Source organism: Streptomyces sp. NPDC086787 (assembly GCF_044745865.1).
GTDB lineage: Bacteria > Actinomycetota > Actinomycetes > Streptomycetales > Streptomycetaceae > Streptomyces.
In genome coordinates this window covers 161330-183161 of sequence record NZ_JBIVBC010000013.1, presented here as the reverse complement: position 1 = coordinate 183161, position 21832 = coordinate 161330, and the positions used below count along the sequence as shown (strand labels likewise).

Genomic DNA, 21832 nt, shown 5'->3' with positions numbered 1-21832 from the left:
TTGTTGGTTCCGGGTGGCGGAAGCCGTGTGGAAGTGCGGGATTCGGGGAACCTTCTGGTCTCCTGCCACGTTTCCGCTATGTGCACAGTGACATCGCGGTGACAGGGTGTGTCGATGGGCGGGGTGCGGCTACCATGACCGGCACAAGGACGGGCGGCGAAAGGGAGTCGTCCCCTGGGGCGGCGCCCGGTGTACCGCCGGGGCGAGGAGGGCGGGCCATGGTGCAGAAGGCCAAGATCCTCCTGGTCGATGACCGGCCGGAGAATCTGCTGGCGCTGGAGGCCATCCTCTCTGCGCTCGATCAGACGCTGGTGCGGGCATCGTCCGGGGAGGAAGCGCTCAAAGCACTGCTCACGGACGACTTCGCGGTCATTCTGCTGGACGTTCAGATGCCAGGAATGGACGGTTTCGAAACCGCCGCGCACATCAAGCGGCGAGAACGGACCCGGGACATCCCGATCATCTTCCTCACCGCGATCAACCACGGCCCGCACCACACCTTCCGCGGCTACGCGGCGGGCGCGGTGGACTACATCTCCAAACCGTTCGACCCATGGGTGCTGCGCGCCAAGGTTTCGGTGTTCGTCGATCTGTACATGAAGAACTGCCAGTTGCGGGAGCAGGCGGCGCTGCTGCGGCTCCAGTTGGAGGGCGGCGGCAAGGGCGCGGTCGGCGCCGGCAAGGAGCCGGCCGGGCTGCTCGCCGAGCTGTCCGCGCGGCTCGCGGCCGTCGAGGAGCAGGCGGAGGCGCTGTCCAAGCAGTTGGACGACGACTCCGCGGACGCGGCCGCAGTGGCCACCGCGGCCCATCTCGAACGCAAGCTCACGGGTCTGCGCCGGGCCCTCGACGCGCTGGAGCCGGGCACGGGCAGCGGCGCGCCGTCGGTCCCGTCGCAGAACTGACGCTCGCTCCGGCCCCAGTTGGGCGTGAGCGCGCGTCAGTTCAGCGCCTCGGCAAGGGCGACACGATCGGGTGAAGCGCAAGGCACACGTGTCCCTTGTCGTCTCCACCGGTAACCTCACACCCATGGCCTCACGTCCCTCCGCAGCCAAGAAGCAGCCCGCGAAGAAAGCGGCTGCTCCCGCGAAGGCACCGGCGAAGAGGGCCGCCGCGAAGAAGGCGCCCGCCAGGAAGGCCGCGGCGAGGAAGCCGGCGCCGTCCAAACCGGTGCCCAGCCCCACCGGGGGCGTCTACCGCCTCGTGCGCGCCCTCTGGCTGGGCCTCGCGCACGCTGTCGGCGCTGTCTTCCGGGGCATAGGGCAGGGCGCGAAGAACCTGGACCCGGCTCACCGCAAGGACGGTGTCGCGCTGCTGCTGTTCGGCGTGGCGCTGATCGTGGCCGCCGGCACCTGGGCCGACCTGCGCGGCCCCGTCGGCGACCTGGTCGAGATCCTGGTGACCGGTGCCTTCGGGCGTCTGGACCTGCTCGTGCCGATACTGCTCGCGGTCATCGCGGTGCGCTTCATCCGCCATCCCGAGAAGCCCGAGGCCAACGGCCGCATCGTCATCGGCCTGTCCGCGCTCGTCATCGGCGTGCTCGGCCAGGTCCACGTGGCCTGCGGCTCGCCCGCCCGCAGCGACGGCATGCAGTCCATAAGGGACGCGGGCGGACTCATCGGCTGGGCGGCGGCGACCCCGTTGACGTTCACCATGGGCGAGGTTCTCGCCGTGCCCATGCTGGTCCTGCTCACGGTCTTCGGCCTGCTCGTCGTCACCGCGACACCGGTCAACGCGATCCCGCAGCGGCTGCGGGCCCTCGGCGTGCGGCTGGGCGTCGTGCACGACCCCGCGCGGGACGAGTTCGGCGAAGACGACGAGCGCTATGACGAGCAATGGCGCGAGGCGCTGCCCGCGCGCCCCCGCAAGCGCCAGGGCGCCTCCCTGGACTACGAGCCCGAGGACGCCGAGCAGGAGGCCCTCAGCAGGCGCCGCAGCCGCCCCCGGCGCTCCGCGGTGCCGCAGCCCGCCATGGACCGCAGGCTGGACGCCGTGGACATCGCCGCGGCGGCCGCCGCCGACCTCGACGGCGCCGTCCTGCACGGCATGCCGCCCTCAGCGCTGGTCGCGGACCTCACCCAGGGTGTGACCGTGGGCGACCGCGAGGAGACCACGCCGGTCCCCACCCCGGTCCCGGCCCCGGCCGGACGGCCGCGACAGGAGAAGCTCAAGACCGAGACCGCCGTACCGGACCTGACGAAGGCGCCCGAGAAGCCGCGCGACCTGCCGCCACGCGCCGAGCAGCTCCAGCTCTCCGGCGACATCACCTACTCGCTGCCCTCGCTGGACCTCCTCACCCGCGGTGGCCCCGGCAAGTCGCGCAGCGCCGCCAACGACGTGATCGTGGACTCCCTGCGCCAGGTCTTCACGGAGTTCAAGGTGGACGCGGACGTCACCGGGTTCACCCGTGGTCCGACGGTCACCCGGTACGAGGTCACGCTCGGCCCCGCCGTGAAGGTCGAGCGGATCACCGCGCTCACCAAGAACATCGCGTACGCCGTCGCCAGCCCGGACGTGCGGATCATCAGCCCGATCCCCGGCAAGTCGGCGGTCGGCATCGAGATCCCGAACACCGACCGGGAGATGGTCAACCTCGGTGACGTACTGCGGCTCGCGGACGCCTCCGAGGACGAGCACCCGATGCTGGTCGCGCTCGGCAAGGACGTCGAGGGCGGCTATGTCACGGCCAACCTGGCGAAGATGCCGCACATCCTGGTCGCCGGCGCCACCGGGGCCGGCAAGTCGTCCTGCATCAACTGCCTGATCACCTCGATCATGGTGCGCGCGACCCCCGAAGACGTCCGTATGGTCCTGGTCGACCCCAAGCGTGTCGAACTGACCGCCTACGAGGGCATTCCGCACCTGATCACGCCGATCATCACCAACCCCAAGCGGGCCGCCGAGGCGCTCCAGTGGGTCGTGCGCGAGATGGACCTCAGATACGACGACCTGGCCGCGTTCGGCTTCCGGCACATCGACGACTTCAACGAGGCCATCCGGGCCGGCAAGGTGAAGCTGCCCGAGGGCAGCGAACGGGAACTCCAGCCGTACCCCTACCTCCTGGTCATCGTGGACGAGCTGGCCGACCTCATGATGGTCGCGCCGCGCGACGTCGAGGACGCCATCGTCCGCATCACGCAGCTCGCGCGCGCGGCCGGCATCCACCTGGTGCTGGCCACCCAGCGGCCGTCCGTCGACGTCGTCACCGGGCTCATCAAGGCGAACGTGCCCTCGCGGCTCGCCTTCGCCACCTCCTCGCTCGCCGACTCCCGCGTCATCCTCGACCAGCCCGGTGCCGAGAAGCTGATCGGCAAGGGCGACGGCCTGTTCCTGCCGATGGGCGCCAACAAACCGGTCCGTATGCAGGGAGCGTTCGTCACCGAGGAGGAGGTCGCGGTCGTCGTCCAGCACTGCAAGGCGCAGATGACACCCGTCTTCCGGGACGACGTCACCGTGGGCACCAAGCAGAAGAAGGAGATCGACGAGGACATCGGCGACGACCTCGACCTGCTCTGCCAGGCGGCCGAACTCGTCGTCTCCACCCAGTTCGGTTCGACGTCCATGCTCCAGCGCAAGCTGCGCGTCGGCTTCGCCAAGGCCGGCCGGCTGATGGACCTCATGGAGTCGCGGAACATCGTCGGCCCCAGCGAAGGTTCCAAGGCCCGTGACGTGCTGGTGAAACCCGACGAGCTCGACGGCGTTCTCGCCGTGATACGCGGGGAATCCGAGGGGTAGACGGCAGAGGGAGGAAGCCGGGAAACAGGGATACGACCGTTCGGAGGCATCGCCGTGATCCACCCGTTAGAGAACACCGGGCAACCGTTTCCCTGTGACGAACGTCAAGTTGAGCGGGAGGGCAGGTAGGGGTACCACACTGGACCCGTGTCTGGCCCGCCATCGGATGACCGGCCATACCGATGGCGTACAAATCCCACCGCCCGGTTGCCCCTCCCTTTCGTACCCCCCCTAGACTGAATTTCCAGCACAGGTGGCTACTCGCTCGAAAGGCGCCCCCGTGTCCATCGGCAACTCCCCTGAGGACGAGCGTCCGTTCCAATTCGTGTCCGACTCCGAGGAAGCCCGTACGTCCGTGGGCCGCGCCCTGAAGGACGCGCGTATTGCGGCCGGGCTCACCGTCGACGACGTCAGCGGTGCCACTCGTGTCCGCATCGCGATCGTGCACGCCATCGAAGCCGACGACTTCACCCCCTGTGGCGGTGACGTGTACGCCCGCGGTCACATCCGCACCCTGGCCAGAGCCGTCCGCCTCGATCCGGCACCGCTCATCGAGCAGTTCGACGCCGACCACGGCGGGCGTCCCGCCCCGACCCCGGCCGCTCCTCTCTTCGAGGCCGAGCGCATCCGCCCCGAGCGGCGCGGACCCAACTGGACCGCGGCCATGGTCGCCGCGATCGTCGCCGTGATCGGCTTCGTCGCGTTCACCGCGTTCAAGGGCGGCGGCGACGGTGGCGGCGCCACCGACCAGGTCGCCCAGGGCGGCGCCCCGTCCGGCAAGTCCGCCTCGCCCACGCCGAAGAAGAGCAAGCCCGCCGCCGAGAAGCCCGCGCCGGCCGACAGCGCCATCGCCGCCGCTCCGCAGGACAAGGTCACCGTCCAGGTGAGCGCCCCCAACGGGCGCAGCTGGATCTCCGCCAAGGACCACAACGGCCGCATGCTCTTCGACGGGCTCCTCAAGAAGGGCGAGTCGAAGACGTTCCAGGACAGCTCGAAGATCAACCTCATCCTGGGCGACGCGGGCGCGATCAAGCTGTACGTCAACGGAAAGAAGATCGAGGACGACTTCCAGCCGGGAGCGGTGGAGCGGCTGACGTACACGAAGGGTGATCCCGAGGTCGGCTAGGGACTCGTACAACCGGGTACGCACGGGGTTGGCCAAGATCGGCCAACCCCGTCGACATGGGGTGTCAGTCGGACGAAGTACTCTTGAGCCCATGCCTGAACGCCGTACCGTCGCACTAGTCACTCTCGGCTGCGCCCGTAACGAGGTGGACTCGGAGGAGCTCGCAGGCCGTTTGGAGGCGGACGGCTGGCACCTCGTCGAGGATGCCTCGGACGCCGATGTAGCCGTGGTCAACACCTGCGGCTTCGTCGACGCGGCCAAGAAGGACTCCGTGGACGCCCTCCTGGAGGCCAACGATCTCAAGGGGCACGGCAGAACCCAGGCCGTCGTGGCGGTGGGCTGCATGGCCGAGCGGTACGGCAAGGAACTCGCCGAGGCCCTCCCCGAGGCGGACGGTGTACTCGGCTTCGACGACTACTCGGACATCTCGGACCGTCTCCAGACCATCCTGAGCGGCGGCATCCACGCCGCCCACACTCCGCGTGACCGCCGCAAGCTGCTGCCGATCAGCCCGGCCGAGCGCCAGGACTCGGCGACCGCGGTGGCTCTGCCGGGGCACGGCGCCCCGGAGGACCTCCCCCAGGGACTGGCCCCGCAGTCCGGCCCCCGCGCGCCCCTGCGCCGCCGTCTGGACGGGGCCCCGGTCGCCTCGGTGAAGCTCGCCTCCGGCTGCGACCGGCGCTGCTCCTTCTGCGCCATCCCCTCCTTCCGCGGCTCCTTCATCTCCCGCCGCCCCAGCGACGTGCTGAACGAGACGCGCTGGCTGGCCGAGCAGGGCGTCAAGGAGGTCATGCTGGTCTCGGAGAACAACACCTCGTACGGCAAGGACCTGGGCGACATCCGGCTGCTGGAGTCCCTGCTGCCCGAGCTCGCCGAGGTCGACGGCATCGAGCGGGTGCGAGTGAGCTACCTCCAGCCGGCCGAGATGCGGCCGGGACTGATCGACGTCCTGACCTCCACCCCGAAGGTCGTCCCGTACTTCGACCTGTCCTTCCAGCACTCCGCGCCCGGCGTGCTGCGCGCCATGCGCCGCTTCGGCGACACCGACCGCTTCCTGGAACTGCTCGACACCATCCGCGGCAAGGCTCCGCAGGCCGGCGTGCGCTCCAACTTCATCGTCGGGTTCCCCGGCGAGTCCGAGTCCGACCTGGCCGAGCTCGAGCGGTTCCTGAACCACGCGCGGTTGGACGCCATCGGCGTCTTCGGCTACTCCGACGAGGAGGGCACGGAAGCGGCGACGTACGACAACAAGCTGGACGTGGACGTCGTCGCGGACCGACTGGCCCGCGTCTCGCGACTTGCCGAGGAGCTCGTCTCGCAGCGCGCCGAGGAGCGCCTCGGGGAGACCGTGCACGTCCTCGTCGAGTCCGTCGACGAGGAAGAGGGCGTCCACGGCCGCGCGGCCCACCAGGCGCCGGAGACGGATGGCCAGGTGCTGCTCACGAGCGGCGAAGGCATGTCCATCGGTCGTATGGTCGAGGCGAAGGTGGTCGGGACGGAGGGCGTCGACCTGGTGGCCGAGCCTCTGCAGGGCTCGTTCGCGCGCGGCGAGGAGGCGAGCAGATGACGGGAGCACCGGCCTCCGCCGCGGGCGGCTCGCCCGCCGCGCGGGGCGCCACGGGCCCCACGGCCTCCTCCGGTGCCGCGGGTGGTTCCGCTTCCACTCCCGTCTCCGACCCGCAGGGCGGGGCGCGGCCCCCGCGCGGGGCGAAGCTGGCGGCCGCGGCCGTCAACCAGGCCAGCCTCTGGAATGTCGCCAATCTGCTGACCATGCTCCGGCTGGTCCTCGTGCCCGGTTTCGTGGCGCTGATGCTGGCCGGTGGCGGCTATGACCCGGCGTGGCGCTCGCTCGCCTGGGCGGCCTTCGCCATCGCCATGATCACCGACCTGTTCGACGGGCATCTGGCGCGCACCTACAACCTGGTCACCGACTTCGGGAAGATCGCCGATCCCATCGCCGACAAGGCGATCATGGGAGCGGCGCTGATCTGTCTCTCCGCGCTGGGCGACCTGCCCTGGTGGGTGACGGTGGTCATCCTCGGCCGGGAGCTCGGGGTCACCCTGCTGCGTTTCCTGGTCATCCGCTACGGCGTCATTCCCGCCAGCCGTGGTGGCAAGCTCAAGACGCTCACCCAGGGCGTCGCCGTGGGGATGTATGTGCTGGCGCTGACCGGGTGGCTCGCGACCCTGAGGTTCTGGGTGATGGCGGCGGCGGTCGTGCTGACCGTGGTCACCGGGCTCGACTACGTGCGGCAGGCCGTCGTGCTGCGCAGGCGGGGAATCGCCGAGCGCAAGGCCGCCCTGGAGGGCTCGGACGAGTGAACGACACGGCCGCCGAACTTGTCCGACTACTCACGGTGAGGGGTGAGACCCTCGCCGTGGCGGAGTCGCTGACCGGCGGCCTGGTCGCGGCGGAGATCACGGCGGTGCCCGGCGCCTCCAAGGTCTTCCGGGGATCCGTCACCGCCTACGCCACCGAGCTGAAGCGTGAACTGCTGGGTGTCGACGCCACCTTGCTGGCGCAGTCCGGAGCGGTGGATCCGCAGGTCGCGGCCCAGATGGCGGCGGGCGTGCGCAAGGCGCTGGGAGCCGACTGGGGCCTCGCCACGACGGGTGTCGCAGGCCCGGAACCGCAGGACGGCAAGCCCGTCGGGACGGTCTTCGTGGCGGCCGAAGGACCGTCCGGGGTGGATTCCGGTTCTGCCGGTGGCGGAAAAGTCGAGGCTCTGCGGTTGAACGGCGACCGCACGGAAATCCGTAAGGAGAGTGTACGGAGCGTACTCGCACTGCTCCTGAGAGGGCTCGGGGGCGAACAGACCGGAAATGAGCGGGCACAGGATACGGAACAGAACGGGGGGTTTTGATGTTTGCAGCCCTGAGTGAACACGACATCGCTCCCCGCACGGCCGCGGCGCAAGGCGGTACGGTGGGGCGTGAAGGATGCGGCTACGCGGTCCGAGGAGGGAGCCACCGATGATTCTGCTCCGTCGCCTGCTTGGTGACGTGCTGCGTCGGCAGCGCCAGCGCCAGGGCCGTACTCTGCGCGAAGTCTCCTCGTCCGCCCGAGTCTCACTCGGCTATCTCTCCGAGGTGGAGCGGGGGCAGAAGGAGGCTTCCTCCGAGCTGCTCGCCGCGATCTGCGACGCGCTTGACGTACGGATGTCCGAGCTCATGCGGGAAGTGAGCGACGAGCTCGCCCTCGCCGAGCTGGCCCAGTCCGCCCGGGCCACCGAGCCCGTACCCACGCCGGTTCGCCCGATGCTGGGTTCCGTCTCGGTGACCGGTGTGCCACCGGAGCGGGTGACCATCAAGGCACCTGCCGAGGCGGTGGACGTGGTCGCCGCGTGACACCCCCGCGCATGGCTTTGTGACGCGACACGTGTGAGGCCCCGGCCGGGGCTTCCTCCCGGAACTTTCCAGGAGGAGGCGCAGCCGGGGCTTCCGTGCGTCTCCTCGCGTACACCGTCGATCCGTTTTGCGTCCATTTGCCGGTATGCGGCCTGGCGGTCATGGTGGAGGGACGTGGCGACGCAGAGCCAACGGAGGATTGCGCATGTACGTGGTGAAGAGCCCGTTGTCCGACGCGGACCGGAAAACCGTGGCCGAGGCGCTCCAGGGCGCACTGGTCGACCTGGTGGACCTGTCGCTGGTCGCCAAGCAGGTCCACTGGAACATCGTCGGGCCCCGTTTCCGGTCCATCCACCTCCAGCTGGACGACGTGGTCGCCAGCGCGCGCACCCACTCCGACACGGTCGCGGAGCGGGCGTCGACGCTCGGCGTCCCACCCGACGGACGGGCCGCCACGGTGGCCGCCGACAGCGGCATCGGATCCACCCCCGCGGGCTGGATCAAGGACACGGACGCGGTGGGGACGCTCGTGGACGGTCTCGGCCGGATCATCACACGGATGCGGGAGCGGGTGGAGTCCACCGCGGAGCCGGATCCGGTGTCGCAGGACATCTTCATCACCATCACAGCGGATCTGGAGAAGCATCACTGGATGTTCCAGGCGGAGAACGCGTGAGCGTGCCCCCCGCGACGACTGCCGTCCGCCCGTCCGCCATCGCCAGGCCCGGCGGTGCACCGGTGAGCCCTTGGTGCGCCTGCCCGGAGCCCGGTGCGGCGTTCTAGCGTCCGGCTGGAGGTGGCGCCATGGTGGGGCGGATAGTGCGACGGGGGGCCGTGCTGGGGTTCGGTGCGGTGTGGTGGTGGGCCGCGCTGCGGTTCGTCTCGGGTGCCGACACCGGCGTGTTCGAGGACGCGGTGGCCGCCGGGGGATGGGGGCTGAGCCTGCTGCCGGTGCACTGTGTGCCGAAGCTGCGGGCGGCGGGAGCCGTGGGGGCGGGTCGGTGGGTGGCCGCCTGGCGGGCGGGCAGCGTCCCGAGCGTCACCAAGGCATCGCGACACCCCCGTTCGGGCGCAGGATCTGGCCCGTCGTGAACGACGAGGCGTCACAGGCCAGATAGAGCACCGCCTGTGCCACGTCGTCCGGTTCGCCGACCCTGCCGAGCGGCGACATACGGGCCATGCGGGTCTCGGTGTGCGCCTGGGCCTCCCCGTCGTGACGGCTGGTCATGGGCGTGCGGATCCAGCCCGGAGCGACCGCGTTGACACGGATGCCGTGCCCGCCCACCTCGTTCGCAAGGGTCTTCGTCAACTGGACCACCGCTGCCTTCGCGGCGCCGTAGCAGAGCAGCCCGGGACCACCGGTGTCGACGGCGCCGGACGCCATGGTGACGATGCTGCCTCCGGCGCCGCGCGCGAGCATCAGCCGGGCCGCTTCCTGGCAGGCGTACAGCACGCCCTTGAAGTTGACGTTCAGTACTCGGTCGAGATCCTCGTCCCGGGTCTCCAGGACCGGGCTGCTGTGCATGACCCCGGCGATCGCCGCCATCACGTCGAGACGCTCGCAGGACCGGACCGCTCGCGCGAGCCGTGCCCGGTCGGTGACGTCGACCAGGTGGGTACGGGCGCTGCCGCCGCGCTTCTCGATCAGGGCGGCCGTCTCGCCCAGGCCGTCCGCGTCCAGGTCGGCGCAGTGCACGGTCGCGCCCGCCTCGGCGAGCAGAACGGCCGAGGCCCGGCCGATGCCGCCGGCGGCGCCGGTGACGAACGCCGTGCGTCCGGTGAGGTCGTACACCTTGACGGGCATGAGGGGACCGTACGAGGGTTTCTGACGGTGCGTCAATTGATGTGACGTCTTCGGTCGCCGCGGTCCGTCAGGGGCCGGTGGCGGGACGGATCCGGCGGGACCACCGGGCCCGTGGCGCGGGGGCAGGGCCCCACTGGCAGCCCGGACACCAGTACGTGGGCCGTTCCCGGGAGCCGTCACCCTGGTCGGCCTCGCGGACCGGGGTCCGGCAGCGAAGACAGGGGCGGGGGGCTCGGCCGTACACGAACAGGTCCTGACCGCGCAGGCCGGTCGTGCTGCGTACCGGTCGCTCGCGGTTGGCCTCCAGGAGCTTCCTGGCGAGCGCGGGCAGAGTCGCCGCGCGGTCGGGGAGCAGCGCGCCCACCGGGAGCCAGGGGGTGGCGCCGAGCAGGAAGCAGAGCTCGCTCTTGTAGACGTTGCCGATGCCGGCCAGATTGCGCTGATCGAGCAGGGCCTCGCCGAGCGGGCGGCCGGGATCGGCGAGAAGGTTGCTCAGGGCCAGTCCGGGGTCCCAGTCAGGGCCCAGCAGATCGGGGCCGAGATGGCCGACCACCCGGGGCTCGTCGGCCGTGCGGAGCAGATCGAGGACCGGGAGGCGGTACCCCACCGCGGTGCGGTCCTCGGTGCCGAGGATCGCGCGGATCTGGTGAGCCGGGCCGCCGCGCCAGCGCTGGCCGCTCCCGTAGACCTTCCACGAGCCGTCCATCCGCAGATGCGAGTGCAGCGTCAGGCCACCCTCGATACGCGTGAGCAGGTGTTTGCCCCGGGGGGTGACGTCCAGGACCGTGCGTCCGGTGAGGTCGGCCGTGGCATACCTCGGCACCCGGAGATCACTGCGGGTCAGCACGCTGCCCGCGAGCGCCTCGTGCAGCCGCCTCGCGGCCTGCCAGACCGTGTCACCCTCGGGCATGAGGCCCTCCCGTCTGCACCGTGCCGGTCATGCTCTGAGCCGCAGTCCGCGCGGGGTCGCGATGAAACCGGCACCCTCCAGGAGGGCGCCCAGCGGGGAGGTCAGGGACGCGGCGCCGTTGACCCGCTCCACCGTGACCGTGCCGAGGGCACCGGCGCGCGCGGCGGCCGCCAGGGACTCGGCGGCGGCCCGCAGGCGGGGATCGTCGGCCGGTGCGCCCTCCGGGTCGGCGGGCCAGGCCAGCAACGTCTTGCCGCCACGCTCCATGTAGAGCGTCAGCTCGCCGTCCACCAGCACGACCAGCGAGCCCGCCTTGCGCCCCGGCTTGTGCCCGGCCCCGGTCGGCGGCTCCGGCCACGGGAGAGCGGCTCCATAGGCGTTGGCCGGGTCGGCCGCGGCGAGGACGACGGATCGCGTGTCGCTCCGGGTGCCGACGGCCGGGGTGCGGCTACGCCGGTCGCCATGGCCCTGCGGGGTGGCGGGACCGCCGTCACCCGGTGAGGTGAAGTCGCGGGGCGAGACATAGTCACCGGGGACGGCCGGGAAGGGGGAGTCGGGCGGCCCGAAGTAGTCGCCGTCGGCCGGGTCGAAGCCTGCTGGGCCGCCGTTCCCGAAGCCCGCCGGGTCGGCACCGGTGAAGCCCGGGGACGGGCCCGCGCCCCGCTCGCGGGCGTTGGACACCGCGCGCAGACGGTCCACGGCGCCGTCCATCGCGAACTGGGCCGCGCCGAGGCCCTCCACCACGTACCCGCGCCGCGCCTGGCCGAGTTCCTCGAAGGCGGACAGGATGCGGTACACCCCCGAGAAGCCGCCCTCGACGCCCTCCGCGGCCACGGCTCCCCGGGTCACCACTCCGTGCCGGTCGAGGAGCGTGCGCGCCAGCGCGTGTGCGCGCACGGTGGGATCCGGCTCCTGCCGGGGAAGCAGGGACCAGCGGCCCGCGACGGTCGGCGGGCCGGTGCGCGATGCCGGACGGGCGGCCGCAGTCAGGGAGCCGTAACGCCCCCGCGGCACCGCCCGCTTGGCGCGATGGGCCGTGGCGCCCGCCGTACGACCGGAACCCAGCAGCGAACGCATCGGCGCGAGGGTGTCGTTGGTGAGCCGGCCGGACCAGGCCAGGTCCCAGACCGCGTCGGCCAGTTGGGGATCGGTGGCCTCGGGGTGGGTGGTGGCCCGGACGTGGTCGGCGATCTGCCGGAAGAACAGGCCGTAGCCGCCGGAGAGCGCGTCCAGGACCGACTGGTGGAGGGCGGTCAGCTCCAGGGGGTGGGGCGGCGGCAGGAGCAGGGGCGCCGCGTCGGCCAGATAGAGCCCCACCCAGCCGTCCTTGCCGGGCAGCGCGCCCGCCCCGGCCCACACCACCTCGCCCGCGGCGGTCAGCTCGTCGAGCATCGCCGGGGTGTAGTCCGCCACCCGTGACGGCAGGACCAGCTTCTCCAGGGCCGACGCGGGCACGGACGCGCCCTGTACCTGCTCCACGGCGCGCACCAGTCCGTCGACGCCACGCAGACCGTGCCCCTTGCCGATGTGCTGCCACTGCGGCAGGAACTGCGCCAGCGCCGGCGGCGGCACCGGCTCCAGCTCGTGCCGCAGCGCCGCCAGCGAACGCCGGCGCAGCCGGCGCAGCACGGTCGCGTCGCACCACTCCTGACCGATTCCCGCCGGGTGGAACTCGCCCTGTACGACCCGTCCGCCCGCGGCGAGCCGGTGCAGCGCGCCGTCGGTCACCGCCGCGCCCAGTCCGAATCGGGCGGCCGCGGCCGCCGAGGTGAACGGGCCGTGCGTGCGGGCGAAACGGGCGAGGAGGTCACCGAGGGGATCCTTGACGGGCTCGGTGAAGGCCTCGGGGACGCCGACGGGCAGCGCCGTGCCCAGGGCGTCACGCAGTCGGCCCGCGTCCTCGATCGCCGCCCAGTGGTCGGCGCCGGCGATCCGCACCCGGATGGCCCGGCGGGCGGCGGCCAACTCCCCGGCCCAGCCCGGCTCGGCGCCCCGCTCGGCCAGTTCGGCCTCCGTGAGCGGGCCCAGCAGCCGCAGCAGGTCGGCGACGCCCTCGACGTCCTTGACGCGGCGGTCCTCGGTCAGCCACTGGAGCTCCCGCTCCAGCTCGGCCAGTACCTCCGCGTCGAGCAGCTCGCGCAGCTCCGCCTGTCCCAGCAGTTCGGCCAGCAGCCGTGAGTCCAGGGAGAGCGCGGCGGCACGGCGCTCGGCGAGCGGCGAGTCGCCCTCGTACAGGAACTGGGCCACGTAGCCGAACAGGAGCGAGCGCGCGAACGGGGACGGCTCGGGCGTGGTGACCTCGACCAGTCGCACCTTCCGGGACTCGACATCACCCATCAGCTCCACCAGGCCGGGGACGTCGAAGACGTCCTGGAGGCACTCGCGCACCGCCTCCAGCACGATGGGGAACGAACCGAAGTCGCTCGCCACCTGGAGCAGTTGGGCGGCCCGCTGGCGTTGTTGCCACAACGGGGTGCGCTTTCCGGGGCTGCGCCGCGGCAGCAGCAGCGCGCGGGCCGCGCACTCACGGAACCGGGACGCGAACAGCGCCGAACCGCCGACCTGCTCGGTGACCATCTGGTCCACCTCGCCCTTGTCGAACGTGACATCCGCCGCCCCGACCGGGGCCCGCTCGCCGTCGTACTCGGCGCCGGGCCTCCCCGGATCCTGGTCCAGCAGGTCGAGGCTCATCAGGTCGGCGTCCGGCAGCCGCAGCACGATGCCGTCGTCGGCGTGCATGACCTGGGCGTCCATGCCGTACCGCTCGGACAGCCGGGCGCCCAGGGCGAGCGCCCACGGGGCGTGGACCTGCGCGCCGAAGGGAGAGTGCACGACCACCCGCCAGTCGCCCAGCTCGTCGCGGAAGCGCTCCACGACGATCGTGCGGTCGTCCGGGACATGACCACAGGCCTCGCGCTGCTCGTCCAGATAGGACAGGACGTTGTCCGCGGCCCAGGCGTCGAGTCCCGCGGTCAGCAGCCGCAGCCGCGCGTCGTCCTTCGACAGCGAGCCGACCTCGCGCAGGAACGCCCCCACCGCGCGCCCCAGTTCCAGCGGGCGGCCGAGCTGGTCGCCCTTCCAGAACGGCAGCCGCCCGGGCACCCCGGGCGCGGGGGAGACCAGAACACGGTCGCGTGTGATGTCCTCGATGCGCCAGGAACTGGTGCCCAGGGTGAAGACGTCGCCGACCCGGGACTCGTAGACCATCTCCTCGTCGAGTTCGCCGACGCGGCCGCCGCCCTTCTTCGGATCCGCTCCGGCCAGGAACACCCCGAACAGGCCGCGGTCCGGGATCGTGCCGCCGGAGGTGACGGCGAGGCGCTGCGCCCCCGGCCGACCGGTGATCGTCCCCGTCACCCGGTCCCACACCACGCGCGGGCGCAGCTCGGCGAACGCGTCCGAGGGGTAGCGGCCCGCGAGCATGTCGAGGACCGCCGTGAACGCCGACTCGGGCAGTGCGGCGAAGGGCGCGGCCCGGCGCACCGTGGCGAGCAGGTCGTCGAACTGCCAGGCGTCCAGCGCCGTCATCGCCACCAGCTGCTGCGCCAGGACGTCCAGCGGGTTGGCGGGCACCCGCAACGACTCGATGGAGCCGGAGCGCATACGCTCGGTGACCACGGCCGCCTGGACGAGGTCACCGCGGTACTTCGGGAAGACCACGCCCGTGGAGACCGCCCCCACCTGGTGTCCCGCGCGGCCGACCCGCTGGAGGCCGGAGGCCACCGACGGCGGGGACTCCACCTGCACGACCAGGTCCACCGCGCCCATGTCGATACCCAGCTCCAGGCTGGAGGTGGCCACCACGGCGGGCAGACGGCCGGCCTTCAGGTCCTCCTCGACCAGGGCGCGCTGCTCCTTGGAGACCGAGCCGTGGTGGGCACGGGCGATGACCGGCGGCGCGCCCCGCCCCGCGCCCGAGCCGCCCATCAGCTCGGCGGGCGAGTGATGCTCGTCCAACGGCTCGCCGGTGGCGCGCTCGTAGGCGATCTCGTTGAGCCGGTTGCACAGCCTCTCGGCGAGGCGGCGGGAGTTGGCGAACACGATCGTCGAGCGGTGGGCCTGGACCAGGTCCGTGATCCGCTCCTCGACATGCGGCCAGATCGACGGCCGTTCCGCGCCCTCCTGGCCGTCGGCCACCGGGGAGCCGCCCAGTTCGCCGAGATCCTCCACCGGGACGACGACGGAGAGATCGAACTCCTTGCCGGACGGCGGCTGGACAATCTCCACCCTGCGGTGGGGGGAGAGATAGCGGGCCACCTCGTCGACCGGGCGGACGGTCGCGGAGAGTCCGATGCGGCGAGCGGGTTTCGGCAGCAGCTCGTCCAGCCGCTCGAGGGACAGCGCCAGATGCGCGCCGCGCTTGGTGCCCGCGACCGCGTGCACCTCGTCCAGGATCACCGTCTCCACGCCGGTCAGCGCGTCGCGCGTGGCCGACGTCAGCATCAGGAACAGGGACTCCGGGGTGGTGATCAGGATGTCCGGTGGGCGGGTGGACAGGGCGCGGCGCTCGGCGGCCGGGGTGTCACCGGACCGGATGCCCACCTTGACCTCGGGTTCGGGCAGGCCCAGCCGCACCGACTCCTGCCGGATACCGGTGAGCGGGCTGCGCAGATTGCGCTCGACGTCCACCGCGAGCGCCTTCAGCGGTGACACGTACAGCACACGGCAGCGCTTCCTCGGGTCGGCCGGCGGGGGAGCCGAGGCGAGCCGGTCCAGCGCGGCGAGGAACGCGGCCAGTGTCTTCCCGGAGCCGGTCGGCGCCACCACCAGCACGTCCGAACCCTCACCGATGGCTTGCCACGCGCCCGCCTGGGCCGCGGTGGGCGCGGAGAACGCCCCCGTGAACCAGCCGCGGGTCGCGGGGGAGAAGCCGTCGAGGGCCCGATGCGCGGAGCTGACCATGCGTCCATCCTGCACCCGGACACTGACAATCCCGCCGACCTGCGAGGACTCGGTCCGCTCCGGGAGGGGGCGCGGGGTGGCCGGTACCGCGGACCACCAGGCGTCGGCCTCCCGCGCCTCCCCGTATCACCCCACGAACCGGCCGTACGCCCTGAGTGTGCGCAGGGCCTCGATCGTCGCCATGGGGCGGGTCTCCAGGACCGTGCCGGGCGCCCACGGGCGCCGGTGCACCGGCCAGCCGCCGTCCTCACGCTGCTCCCCGGCGAGGAAGTCCAGGGAACGCGCCATCTCCTCGTCCGTGAACCACGCGCGCGCGAGCGAACGAGGTGTTCTCGCGAAGTCGTGCGGGAAGCGGTGCTCGCCCAGGGCGTATCCGGGCGCGACCGGGTAGTCCTCGAGCATTCCGGGGTCCAGAGCCGCGATCCGCTGCTCACGGACCATGCGGCCCAGCCGGTCCGCGGAGGCCTCCGCGCGCGGGCGGTCGGGCACCGAGTCCAGGAAGGCCACGGCGGCCTCGATCTCGTAGGGGTGGGACTTCTCCAGGGCGTCCACGGCCTGCCAGCAGAAGTCGGTGGCCCGGAACAGCCAGGCGTGCCACACGTCGTTGCGGTGCAGCAGGCCCACCACGGGCCCGGTGGCCAGCAGCTCGCTCGGCGGGGCGTCCACGATCGGCACGGACGGAGCCGCCGGATAGCCGCGCTGGCTGGGGTCGACCGCCGGCAGGGCGCCGTCCGCGGTGGACACGGACGTCAGATAGCGGCACACCCGCTCCACCCGCTGCCCCCCGCACCGCCCGATGGCGTCCAGGACGCGCAACGCGTGCCCGGTGTGCGGCGGCTGGCTCACCGGTCCGCGCAGATCGGGGTCGAGCGCGTGGCCGTATCCGCCGTCGTCATTGCGGTAGGCGTCCAGCGCGACCTCCACCGGCTCGGCGCCACCGTTCAGGAAGTGGAAGGCGAACAGGCGCTGTTCCAGCACGCGCGCGGTGAGCCAGACGAACTGTTCGGCGCGGAAGAGCGGGGAGCGCGCCGTGGACGGGTCGAGGAGTGGGCGGGGGAGTGGGGAAGCTCCTGTTTCGGGCATGCGTCAGACCGTAGGACGGAAAGCGGTCTCGGCAAGCGGTCCCCGGGCAGGGCCCACCCCCAGGAGCGGGATACTGGTGTCATGCGGTTGACGGTCTTCTGGCAGCGGATGGCGGAACACTTCGGTCCGGGGTACGCCGACACCTTCGCGCGCGACCACGTGATGACGGAGCTCGGCGGGCGCACGGTGCACGGGGCGCTGGACGCCGGCTGGGATGCCAAGGACGTGTGGCGCGTGGTCTGCGCCGTCATGAACGTGCCCGGGGAAAAGCACTGAACGGCCGCGAGGAGGCACGGGGGCGGCGCGCCGTCGGCGGCGTGGGCGAGACTTGCCCCGTGGCACCCACTGACGACACCGGGCAGACAGCCCCGCACACATCCCCGTTCGGTACGACGCCGCCCGCCCGGCCCCCGGCCGACGGCGCCGCCGGGCCGGTCGCGCGCATGCCGCGCTGGCTGCCGCGTGCCATGGTGCTCGCGCTCGCCCTCATCGCCTGCTTCCAGCTCGGCAGCTGGGCCTTCCACCAGCTGACCGGTCTGCTGATCAACATCCTCATCGCGCTCTTCCTGGCCCTCGCGATAGAGCCCGCGGTCAGCTGGATGGCCGCCCGGGGAATGCGCAGGGGGTTCGCCACCTTCCTGGTCTTCCTCGGCCTGGTGGTCGTGACTGCCGGGTTCGTCACCCTGCTCGGCTCGATGCTCGCGGGCCAGATCATCAAGATGATCGAGGGATTCCCCGGCTATCTCGACGCGTTGATCAACTGGGTCAACCAGAGGTTCCACACCGACTTCAGGCGTGTGGACGTCCAGGAGGGACTGCTCCACTCCGACTGGCTGCGCAAGTACGCGCAGACCAGCGCCGCGGGCGTGCTCGACGTCTCCGCCCAGGTGCTCGGCGGCCTGTTCCGGCTGCTGACGATCACGCTGTTCTCGTTCTACTTCGCGGCCGACGGGCCGCGGCTGCGCCGCACCGTGTGCTCCGTGCTGCCGCCCGCCCGGCAGGCCGAGGTGCTGCGCGCGTGGGAGATCGCCGTCGACAAGACCGGCGGCTACCTCTACTCGCGCGGGCTCATGGCTCTCGTTTCCGGAGCCGCGCACTACATCCTGCTCCAGGCGCTGGGCGTGCCGTACGCGCCCGTGCTGGGTGTCTGGGTGGGCCTGGTCTCGCAGTTCATCCCCACCATCGGCACGTACCTGGCGGGCGCGCTGCCCATGCTGATCGCGTTCACGGTCAACCCCTGGTACGCGGTGTGGGTGCTGGTCTTCGTGGTCATCTACCAGCAGTTCGAGAACTATGTGCTTCAGCCGAAGCTGACCTCCAAGACCGTCGACATCCACCCGGCGGTCGCCTTCGGATCGGTCATCGCGGGCACCGCGTTGCTCGGTGCCGTCGGCGCCCTCATCGCCATTCCCGCGGTCGCCACGCTGCAGGCGTTCCTGGGCGCGTATGTGAAGCGGTACGACGTGACCGACGACCCCCGGGTGCACGGTCACCGCACACCCGCGGCGGGCGGACCCGGCCCGTTCGCCCGCGTGCGGAGACTGTGGACCGCCCGGCCCGGGACCGGCGAGCCCGTCGCGGCGGCCCCGGAGGAGAGCACTTCCTGAGCGGGGGCCGCGGGCAGCGCTTGACACGAAAATCGAACATCTATTCTCATTGGGGTTCGGGCGAGGCTCTCGGACGGGATTTCGGCACGCTTTGGGTGGAAAAGTACCCGAGTTATCCACAGGCCGGACCGGCGTCGGGGCGCATTGTCAGTGGCAGGCGTTAGCGTCTTTGACGTGAAGCGATCGACACAAGCAAACCGGGTGGAACCCATGGCAGGAACCGACCGCGAGAAGGCGCTCGACGCCGCGCTCGCACAGATTGAACGGCAGTTCGGCAAGGGCGCGGTCATGCGCATGGGCGAGCGCTCGCTGGAGCCCATCGAGGTCATTCCGACCGGGTCGACCGCGCTCGACGTGGCACTCGGTGTCGGCGGCCTGCCGCGCGGCCGCGTCGTGGAGGTCTACGGCCCGGAGTCCTCCGGCAAGACGACCCTGACCCTGCACGCCGTGGCCAACGCGCAGAAGGCCGGTGGCCAGGTCGCGTTCGTGGACGCGGAGCACGCCCTCGACCCCGAGTACGCGCGCAAGCTCGGCGTCGACATCGACAACCTCATCCTCTCCCAGCCCGACAACGGCGAGCAGGCCCTGGAGATCGTGGACATGCTGGTCCGCTCCGGAGCCCTCGACCTCATCGTCATCGACTCCGTCGCCGCGCTCGTCCCGCGCGCGGAGATCGAGGGCGAGATGGGTGACAGCCACGTCGGTCTCCAGGCCCGCCTGATGAGCCAGGCCCTGCGCAAGATCACCAGCGCGCTCAACCAGTCGAAGACGACCGCGATCTTCATCAACCAGCTCCGCGAGAAGATCGGCGTGATGTTCGGCTCCCCGGAGACCACGACCGGTGGCCGGGCCCTGAAGTTCTACGCCTCGGTGCGCATCGACATCCGCCGCATCGAGACCCTGAAGGACGGCACGGACGCGGTCGGCAACCGCACCCGCTGCAAGGTCGTGAAGAACAAGGTCGCGCCGCCCTTCAAGCAGGCCGAGTTCGACATCCTCTACGGCCAGGGCATCAGCCGTGAGGGCGGCCTGATCGACATGGGTGTGGAGCACGGCTTCGTCCGCAAGGCCGGCGCCTGGTACACGTACGAGGGTGACCAGCTCGGCCAGGGCAAGGAGAACGCGCGCAACTTCCTCAAGGACAACCCCGACCTGGCCAACGAGATCGAGAAGAAGATCAAGGAGAAGCTGGGCGTCGGAGTGCGGCCCGAGGAGCCCTCCGCCGTGCCGGGAGCCGACGCGGTGACCGAGGCCGGTCCGGACGCCGACAAGCCGGTGGCCGCCCCGGCGGCCGGAAAGACCACCAAGCCCAAGGCCGCCGCGGCCAAGAGCTGACCCGTGACACGCCGAACCGACTGGGCCGAGTACGCGCAGTCCGTCGCTCCGCGCGAGCGAGGGGACAGAGACGGCGCGGCTCCCGCCCGGACGGGCGACAGCAGGGGGGACGGAGCGTACGGGGGAGATGAGGGTTCCCTCTCCTCGTCGAGGGCCGAGAAGGGGGAGCACCCGGGGGACCCGGTTGAGCGGGCGCGGGCGATCTGTCTGCGCCTGCTCACCGGGACCCCGCGCACGCGGAAGCAGCTGGCGGACGCCCTGCGCAAGCGGGAGATCCCCGACGACGTGGCGGAGGAGGTGCTGTCACGGTTCGAGGAAGTCGGTCTGATCAACGACGGGGCGTTCGCCGACGCCTGGGTGGAGTCCCGGCATCACGGCCGGGGGCTGGCCCGGCGCGCGCTCGCGCGGGAGCTGCTGACCAAGGGCGTGGAGTCGACGCTGATCGACGAGGCCGTCGCCCAGCTCGACTCCGAGCAGGAGGAGGCGACCGCCCGCGAACTCGTCGCCCGCAAGCTGCGCTCCACCCGCGGTCTCGACCGAGACAAGCGGATACGACGTCTCGCGGGGATGCTCGCCCGCAAGGGTTACCCCGAGGGCATGGCCCTCCGCGTGGTCCGGCAGGCATTGGAGAAGGAGGGCGAGGACACGGAGTTCCTCGACGGCGAGGAGTTCTGACCGTCCTTGCCGTGGCTTGAGCCTGGCCGACTACCCCTGGCGCCGGCTTCTCCCCGGCTGGACCGCACCCTGCTGACCGCGCTCGGCGGCCGGGGCGTCGACCGGCAGTCCTGCCGCCCTCCAGGCCTGGAAGCCGCCGGTCAGGTCCGTGGCCCGGCGCAGACCGAGCCGATGCAGGGACTCCGCGGCCAGGCTGGAGGCATAACCCTCGTTGCAGATCACCACGACCCGCAGATCATGACCGGTGGCCTCGGGCACGCGGTGGCTGCCGTGGGGATCCAGGCGCCATTCCAGCTCGTTGCGTTCGATGACGAGCGCGCCGGGGATCAGTCCGTCCCGCTCACGCAGGGCCGCGTAACGGATGTCGACGAGCAGGGCCTCGCCTGCCTCGGCCGCGGCGTGGGCCTCGCGCGGCTCGACGCGTGAGTAGCCGTCGCGTACCCGTTCCAGCAGTTCGTCGATCCCCACCGGACGCCCTTCCGGGCGCTGTTCCGCCCCGCTCACTGCCAGTCCTGCGGATGCTCGACCTGCTCCAGGCGCAGCGTCGGTCCGGTTCGGCTGTAGCGGCGGATCTGCGGAAGGGGCGGGTAGTAGGCATGGACGGAGATCGCGTGGAGGCCGGCGGACTCGTTGAGCACCTCGTGAACGTGGTGCCGGCCGAATGAACGGCCCTCCCCGGCCGGCAGACGGCGTGCGTGGTCCACGTCGTCGGCGAGTTCCAGGGTCTTCCAGCCGTCGGTGGGCAGCCGCGCGGTGAGCGAGTTCTCCTTGAGCTCGCCGGACGCGGTGAGGAAGGCGCCGACCGAGTCGGCGTGGTCGTGCCAGCCGGTGCCGGTGCCGGGCGGCCAGCCGATCAGCCAGGCCTCGCTGCCACCGGGACCTTCCAGCCGAACCCAGGTGCGGCCCTCCGGGTCCAGCGGGAGCGAGGCGATCAGCTCGGTGTCGGCGGCCGTCCGCCGTACGAAGTCGAGAAGGTCCGCCTGAGTGGGCGCGGCACCGGCCCGCGCGGTGAGGGGAGCGGCGGGAAGGGAGGGAGAGACAGACACGTGAACCGTCCTGATGAGGTGCGTTCGCTGAGACGGCGCGCGGTACGCGAGAGGGCGGGGCGCGACGGGGGAGAGCGAGATGAATCCGGCGGCGCGACGTCAGCGCGGCGGATTCAGTGATGCGATGTCAGCAGGACGAGCGACACACGCAGCCCGCATAGCGGACGAGGTCCATATGGACCCTCCGCCACAGGAGCACATCGGTGTCGGCCATGATCCGGAGTACACCATGCTGGTGCGAACCGGTCAATCAGTGGTCAGCAT

The 21832-nt window shown here is 71.4% G+C and carries 19 protein-coding genes; 12 read left to right on the top strand and 7 right to left on the bottom strand.

The features are described 5' to 3' along the window. The first annotated feature begins 218 nt into the window (after nucleotides 1-218). The 8 genes from ACIPK3_RS26690 to ACIPK3_RS26655 all read left to right on the top strand — a co-directional run bounded on the left by ACIPK3_RS26690 (nucleotide 219) and on the right by ACIPK3_RS26655 (nucleotide 8882). Nucleotides 219-902 carry a two-component system response regulator gene (locus ACIPK3_RS26690; RefSeq protein ID WP_402573585.1) on the top strand — a complete coding sequence of 228 codons (684 nt, stop codon included), beginning with the start codon at nucleotides 219-221 and terminating at the stop codon, nucleotides 900-902. Between the two features lie 124 nt (nucleotides 903-1026). Beyond that, nucleotides 1027-3732, top strand: coding sequence for a DNA translocase FtsK (locus ACIPK3_RS26685; RefSeq protein WP_402573583.1), 2706 nt, complete (start codon nucleotides 1027-1029; stop codon nucleotides 3730-3732). A gap of 280 nt (nucleotides 3733-4012) precedes the next feature. Beyond that, nucleotides 4013-4858, top strand: coding sequence for a helix-turn-helix domain-containing protein (locus ACIPK3_RS26680; protein WP_402573581.1), 846 nt, complete (start codon nucleotides 4013-4015; stop codon nucleotides 4856-4858). A gap of 91 nt (nucleotides 4859-4949) precedes the next feature. Further along, on the top strand, nucleotides 4950-6425 hold the full coding sequence (gene rimO / locus ACIPK3_RS26675; protein ID WP_402573579.1) for a 30S ribosomal protein S12 methylthiotransferase RimO: 1476 nt from the start codon (nucleotides 4950-4952) through the stop codon (nucleotides 6423-6425). Beyond that, nucleotides 6422-7180: a CDP-diacylglycerol--glycerol-3-phosphate 3-phosphatidyltransferase gene (gene pgsA, locus ACIPK3_RS26670; RefSeq protein WP_402573577.1), complete on the top strand. Its 759-nt coding sequence runs from the start codon at nucleotides 6422-6424 to the stop codon at nucleotides 7178-7180. The genes rimO and pgsA overlap by 4 nt, the downstream gene beginning before the upstream one ends. Beyond that, nucleotides 7177-7722, top strand: a complete 546-nt coding sequence (locus ACIPK3_RS26665) for a CinA family protein (RefSeq protein WP_402573575.1) — start codon at nucleotides 7177-7179, stop codon at nucleotides 7720-7722. The genes pgsA and ACIPK3_RS26665 overlap by 4 nt, the downstream gene beginning before the upstream one ends. A gap of 109 nt (nucleotides 7723-7831) precedes the next feature. Then, nucleotides 7832-8206, top strand: coding sequence for a helix-turn-helix domain-containing protein (locus ACIPK3_RS26660; RefSeq protein ID WP_014675397.1), 375 nt, complete (start codon nucleotides 7832-7834; stop codon nucleotides 8204-8206). A gap of 205 nt (nucleotides 8207-8411) precedes the next feature. Then, nucleotides 8412-8882 (top strand): Dps family protein, encoded by a 471-nt coding sequence (locus ACIPK3_RS26655; protein ID WP_402573573.1) that lies wholly within the window; start codon nucleotides 8412-8414, stop codon nucleotides 8880-8882. 363 nt (nucleotides 8883-9245) lie between these two features. On the opposite strand, the gene ACIPK3_RS26650 is transcribed toward ACIPK3_RS26655, so the two are convergent. From ACIPK3_RS26650 to ACIPK3_RS26635, 4 genes are all read right to left on the bottom strand, one after another. After that, the gene (locus tag ACIPK3_RS26650; protein ID WP_402573571.1) at nucleotides 9246-10010 is read right to left on the bottom strand and encodes an SDR family NAD(P)-dependent oxidoreductase; all 765 of its coding nucleotides are present in this window, start codon (nucleotides 10008-10010) and stop codon (nucleotides 9246-9248) included. Nucleotides 10011-10077: 67 nt separating this feature from the next. Next, nucleotides 10078-10920: an Fpg/Nei family DNA glycosylase gene (locus ACIPK3_RS26645; RefSeq protein ID WP_402573569.1), complete on the bottom strand. Its 843-nt coding sequence runs from the start codon at nucleotides 10918-10920 to the stop codon at nucleotides 10078-10080. Between the two features lie 27 nt (nucleotides 10921-10947). Beyond that, a complete protein-coding gene (locus tag ACIPK3_RS26640; RefSeq protein WP_402573567.1) occupies nucleotides 10948-15822 on the bottom strand; it encodes an ATP-dependent helicase in 4875 nt (1624 codons plus the stop codon). A 126-nt stretch (nucleotides 15823-15948) separates the two neighbouring features. Then, nucleotides 15949-16905, bottom strand: coding sequence for a hypothetical protein (locus ACIPK3_RS26635; RefSeq protein ID WP_402573565.1), 957 nt, complete (start codon nucleotides 16903-16905; stop codon nucleotides 15949-15951). Nucleotides 16906-16986: 81 nt separating this feature from the next. On the opposite strand from ACIPK3_RS26635, the gene ACIPK3_RS26630 reads away from it, so the two are divergent. The 4 genes from ACIPK3_RS26630 to recX all read left to right on the top strand — a co-directional run bounded on the left by ACIPK3_RS26630 (nucleotide 16987) and on the right by recX (nucleotide 20522). Further along, the gene (locus ACIPK3_RS26630; RefSeq protein WP_402573563.1) at nucleotides 16987-17181 is read left to right on the top strand and encodes a DUF3046 domain-containing protein; all 195 of its coding nucleotides are present in this window, start codon (nucleotides 16987-16989) and stop codon (nucleotides 17179-17181) included. Between the two features lie 59 nt (nucleotides 17182-17240). Next, entirely contained in the window at nucleotides 17241-18512 is a 1272-nt protein-coding gene (locus ACIPK3_RS26625; RefSeq protein WP_402573561.1) for an AI-2E family transporter, read from the top strand. A gap of 210 nt (nucleotides 18513-18722) precedes the next feature. Next, entirely contained in the window at nucleotides 18723-19847 is a 1125-nt protein-coding gene (gene recA / locus ACIPK3_RS26620) for a recombinase RecA (RefSeq protein WP_402573559.1), read from the top strand. A 3-nt stretch (nucleotides 19848-19850) separates the two neighbouring features. Then, nucleotides 19851-20522 carry a recombination regulator RecX gene (gene recX / locus ACIPK3_RS26615; protein WP_402573557.1) on the top strand — a complete coding sequence of 224 codons (672 nt, stop codon included), beginning with the start codon at nucleotides 19851-19853 and terminating at the stop codon, nucleotides 20520-20522. A 30-nt stretch (nucleotides 20523-20552) separates the two neighbouring features. Here recX and ACIPK3_RS26610 read toward each other — a convergent pair whose 3' ends face one another. The 3 genes from ACIPK3_RS26610 to ACIPK3_RS26600 form a co-directional block, all read right to left on the bottom strand. Beyond that, nucleotides 20553-21032, bottom strand: coding sequence for a rhodanese-like domain-containing protein (locus tag ACIPK3_RS26610; RefSeq protein WP_402573607.1), 480 nt, complete (start codon nucleotides 21030-21032; stop codon nucleotides 20553-20555). Beyond that, nucleotides 21023-21568: a cysteine dioxygenase gene (locus tag ACIPK3_RS26605; RefSeq protein WP_402573555.1), complete on the bottom strand. Its 546-nt coding sequence runs from the start codon at nucleotides 21566-21568 to the stop codon at nucleotides 21023-21025. Before ACIPK3_RS26605 ends, ACIPK3_RS26610 begins: the two co-directional genes overlap by 10 nt. A 127-nt stretch (nucleotides 21569-21695) precedes the next feature. After that, complete coding sequence (locus tag ACIPK3_RS26600; protein WP_402573605.1) at nucleotides 21696-21782, bottom strand: putative leader peptide; 87 nt, start codon at nucleotides 21780-21782, stop codon at nucleotides 21696-21698. Nucleotides 21783-21832: the final 50 nt, after the last annotated feature.

Coding starts and splice junctions, on each gene's coding strand:
- ACIPK3_RS26690 (WP_402573585.1), top strand. CDS start 219: ATGGTGCAGAAGGCCAAGATCCTCCTGGTCGATGACCGGCCGGAGAAT.
- ACIPK3_RS26685 (WP_402573583.1), top strand. CDS start 1,027: ATGGCCTCACGTCCCTCCGCAGCCAAGAAGCAGCCCGCGAAGAAAGCG.
- rimO (WP_402573579.1), top strand. CDS start 4,950: ATGCCTGAACGCCGTACCGTCGCACTAGTCACTCTCGGCTGCGCCCGT.
- pgsA (WP_402573577.1), top strand. CDS start 6,422: ATGACGGGAGCACCGGCCTCCGCCGCGGGCGGCTCGCCCGCCGCGCGG.
- ACIPK3_RS26660 (WP_014675397.1), top strand. CDS start 7,832: ATGATTCTGCTCCGTCGCCTGCTTGGTGACGTGCTGCGTCGGCAGCGC.
- ACIPK3_RS26655 (WP_402573573.1), top strand. CDS start 8,412: ATGTACGTGGTGAAGAGCCCGTTGTCCGACGCGGACCGGAAAACCGTG.
- ACIPK3_RS26650 (WP_402573571.1), bottom strand. CDS start 10,010: ATGCCCGTCAAGGTGTACGACCTCACCGGACGCACGGCGTTCGTCACC.
- ACIPK3_RS26645 (WP_402573569.1), bottom strand. CDS start 10,920: ATGCCCGAGGGTGACACGGTCTGGCAGGCCGCGAGGCGGCTGCACGAG.
- ACIPK3_RS26640 (WP_402573567.1), bottom strand. CDS start 15,822: ATGGTCAGCTCCGCGCATCGGGCCCTCGACGGCTTCTCCCCCGCGACC.
- ACIPK3_RS26635 (WP_402573565.1), bottom strand. CDS start 16,905: ATGCCCGAAACAGGAGCTTCCCCACTCCCCCGCCCACTCCTCGACCCG.
- ACIPK3_RS26630 (WP_402573563.1), top strand. CDS start 16,987: ATGCGGTTGACGGTCTTCTGGCAGCGGATGGCGGAACACTTCGGTCCG.
- recA (WP_402573559.1), top strand. CDS start 18,723: ATGGCAGGAACCGACCGCGAGAAGGCGCTCGACGCCGCGCTCGCACAG.
- ACIPK3_RS26600 (WP_402573605.1), bottom strand. CDS start 21,782: ATGGCCGACACCGATGTGCTCCTGTGGCGGAGGGTCCATATGGACCTC.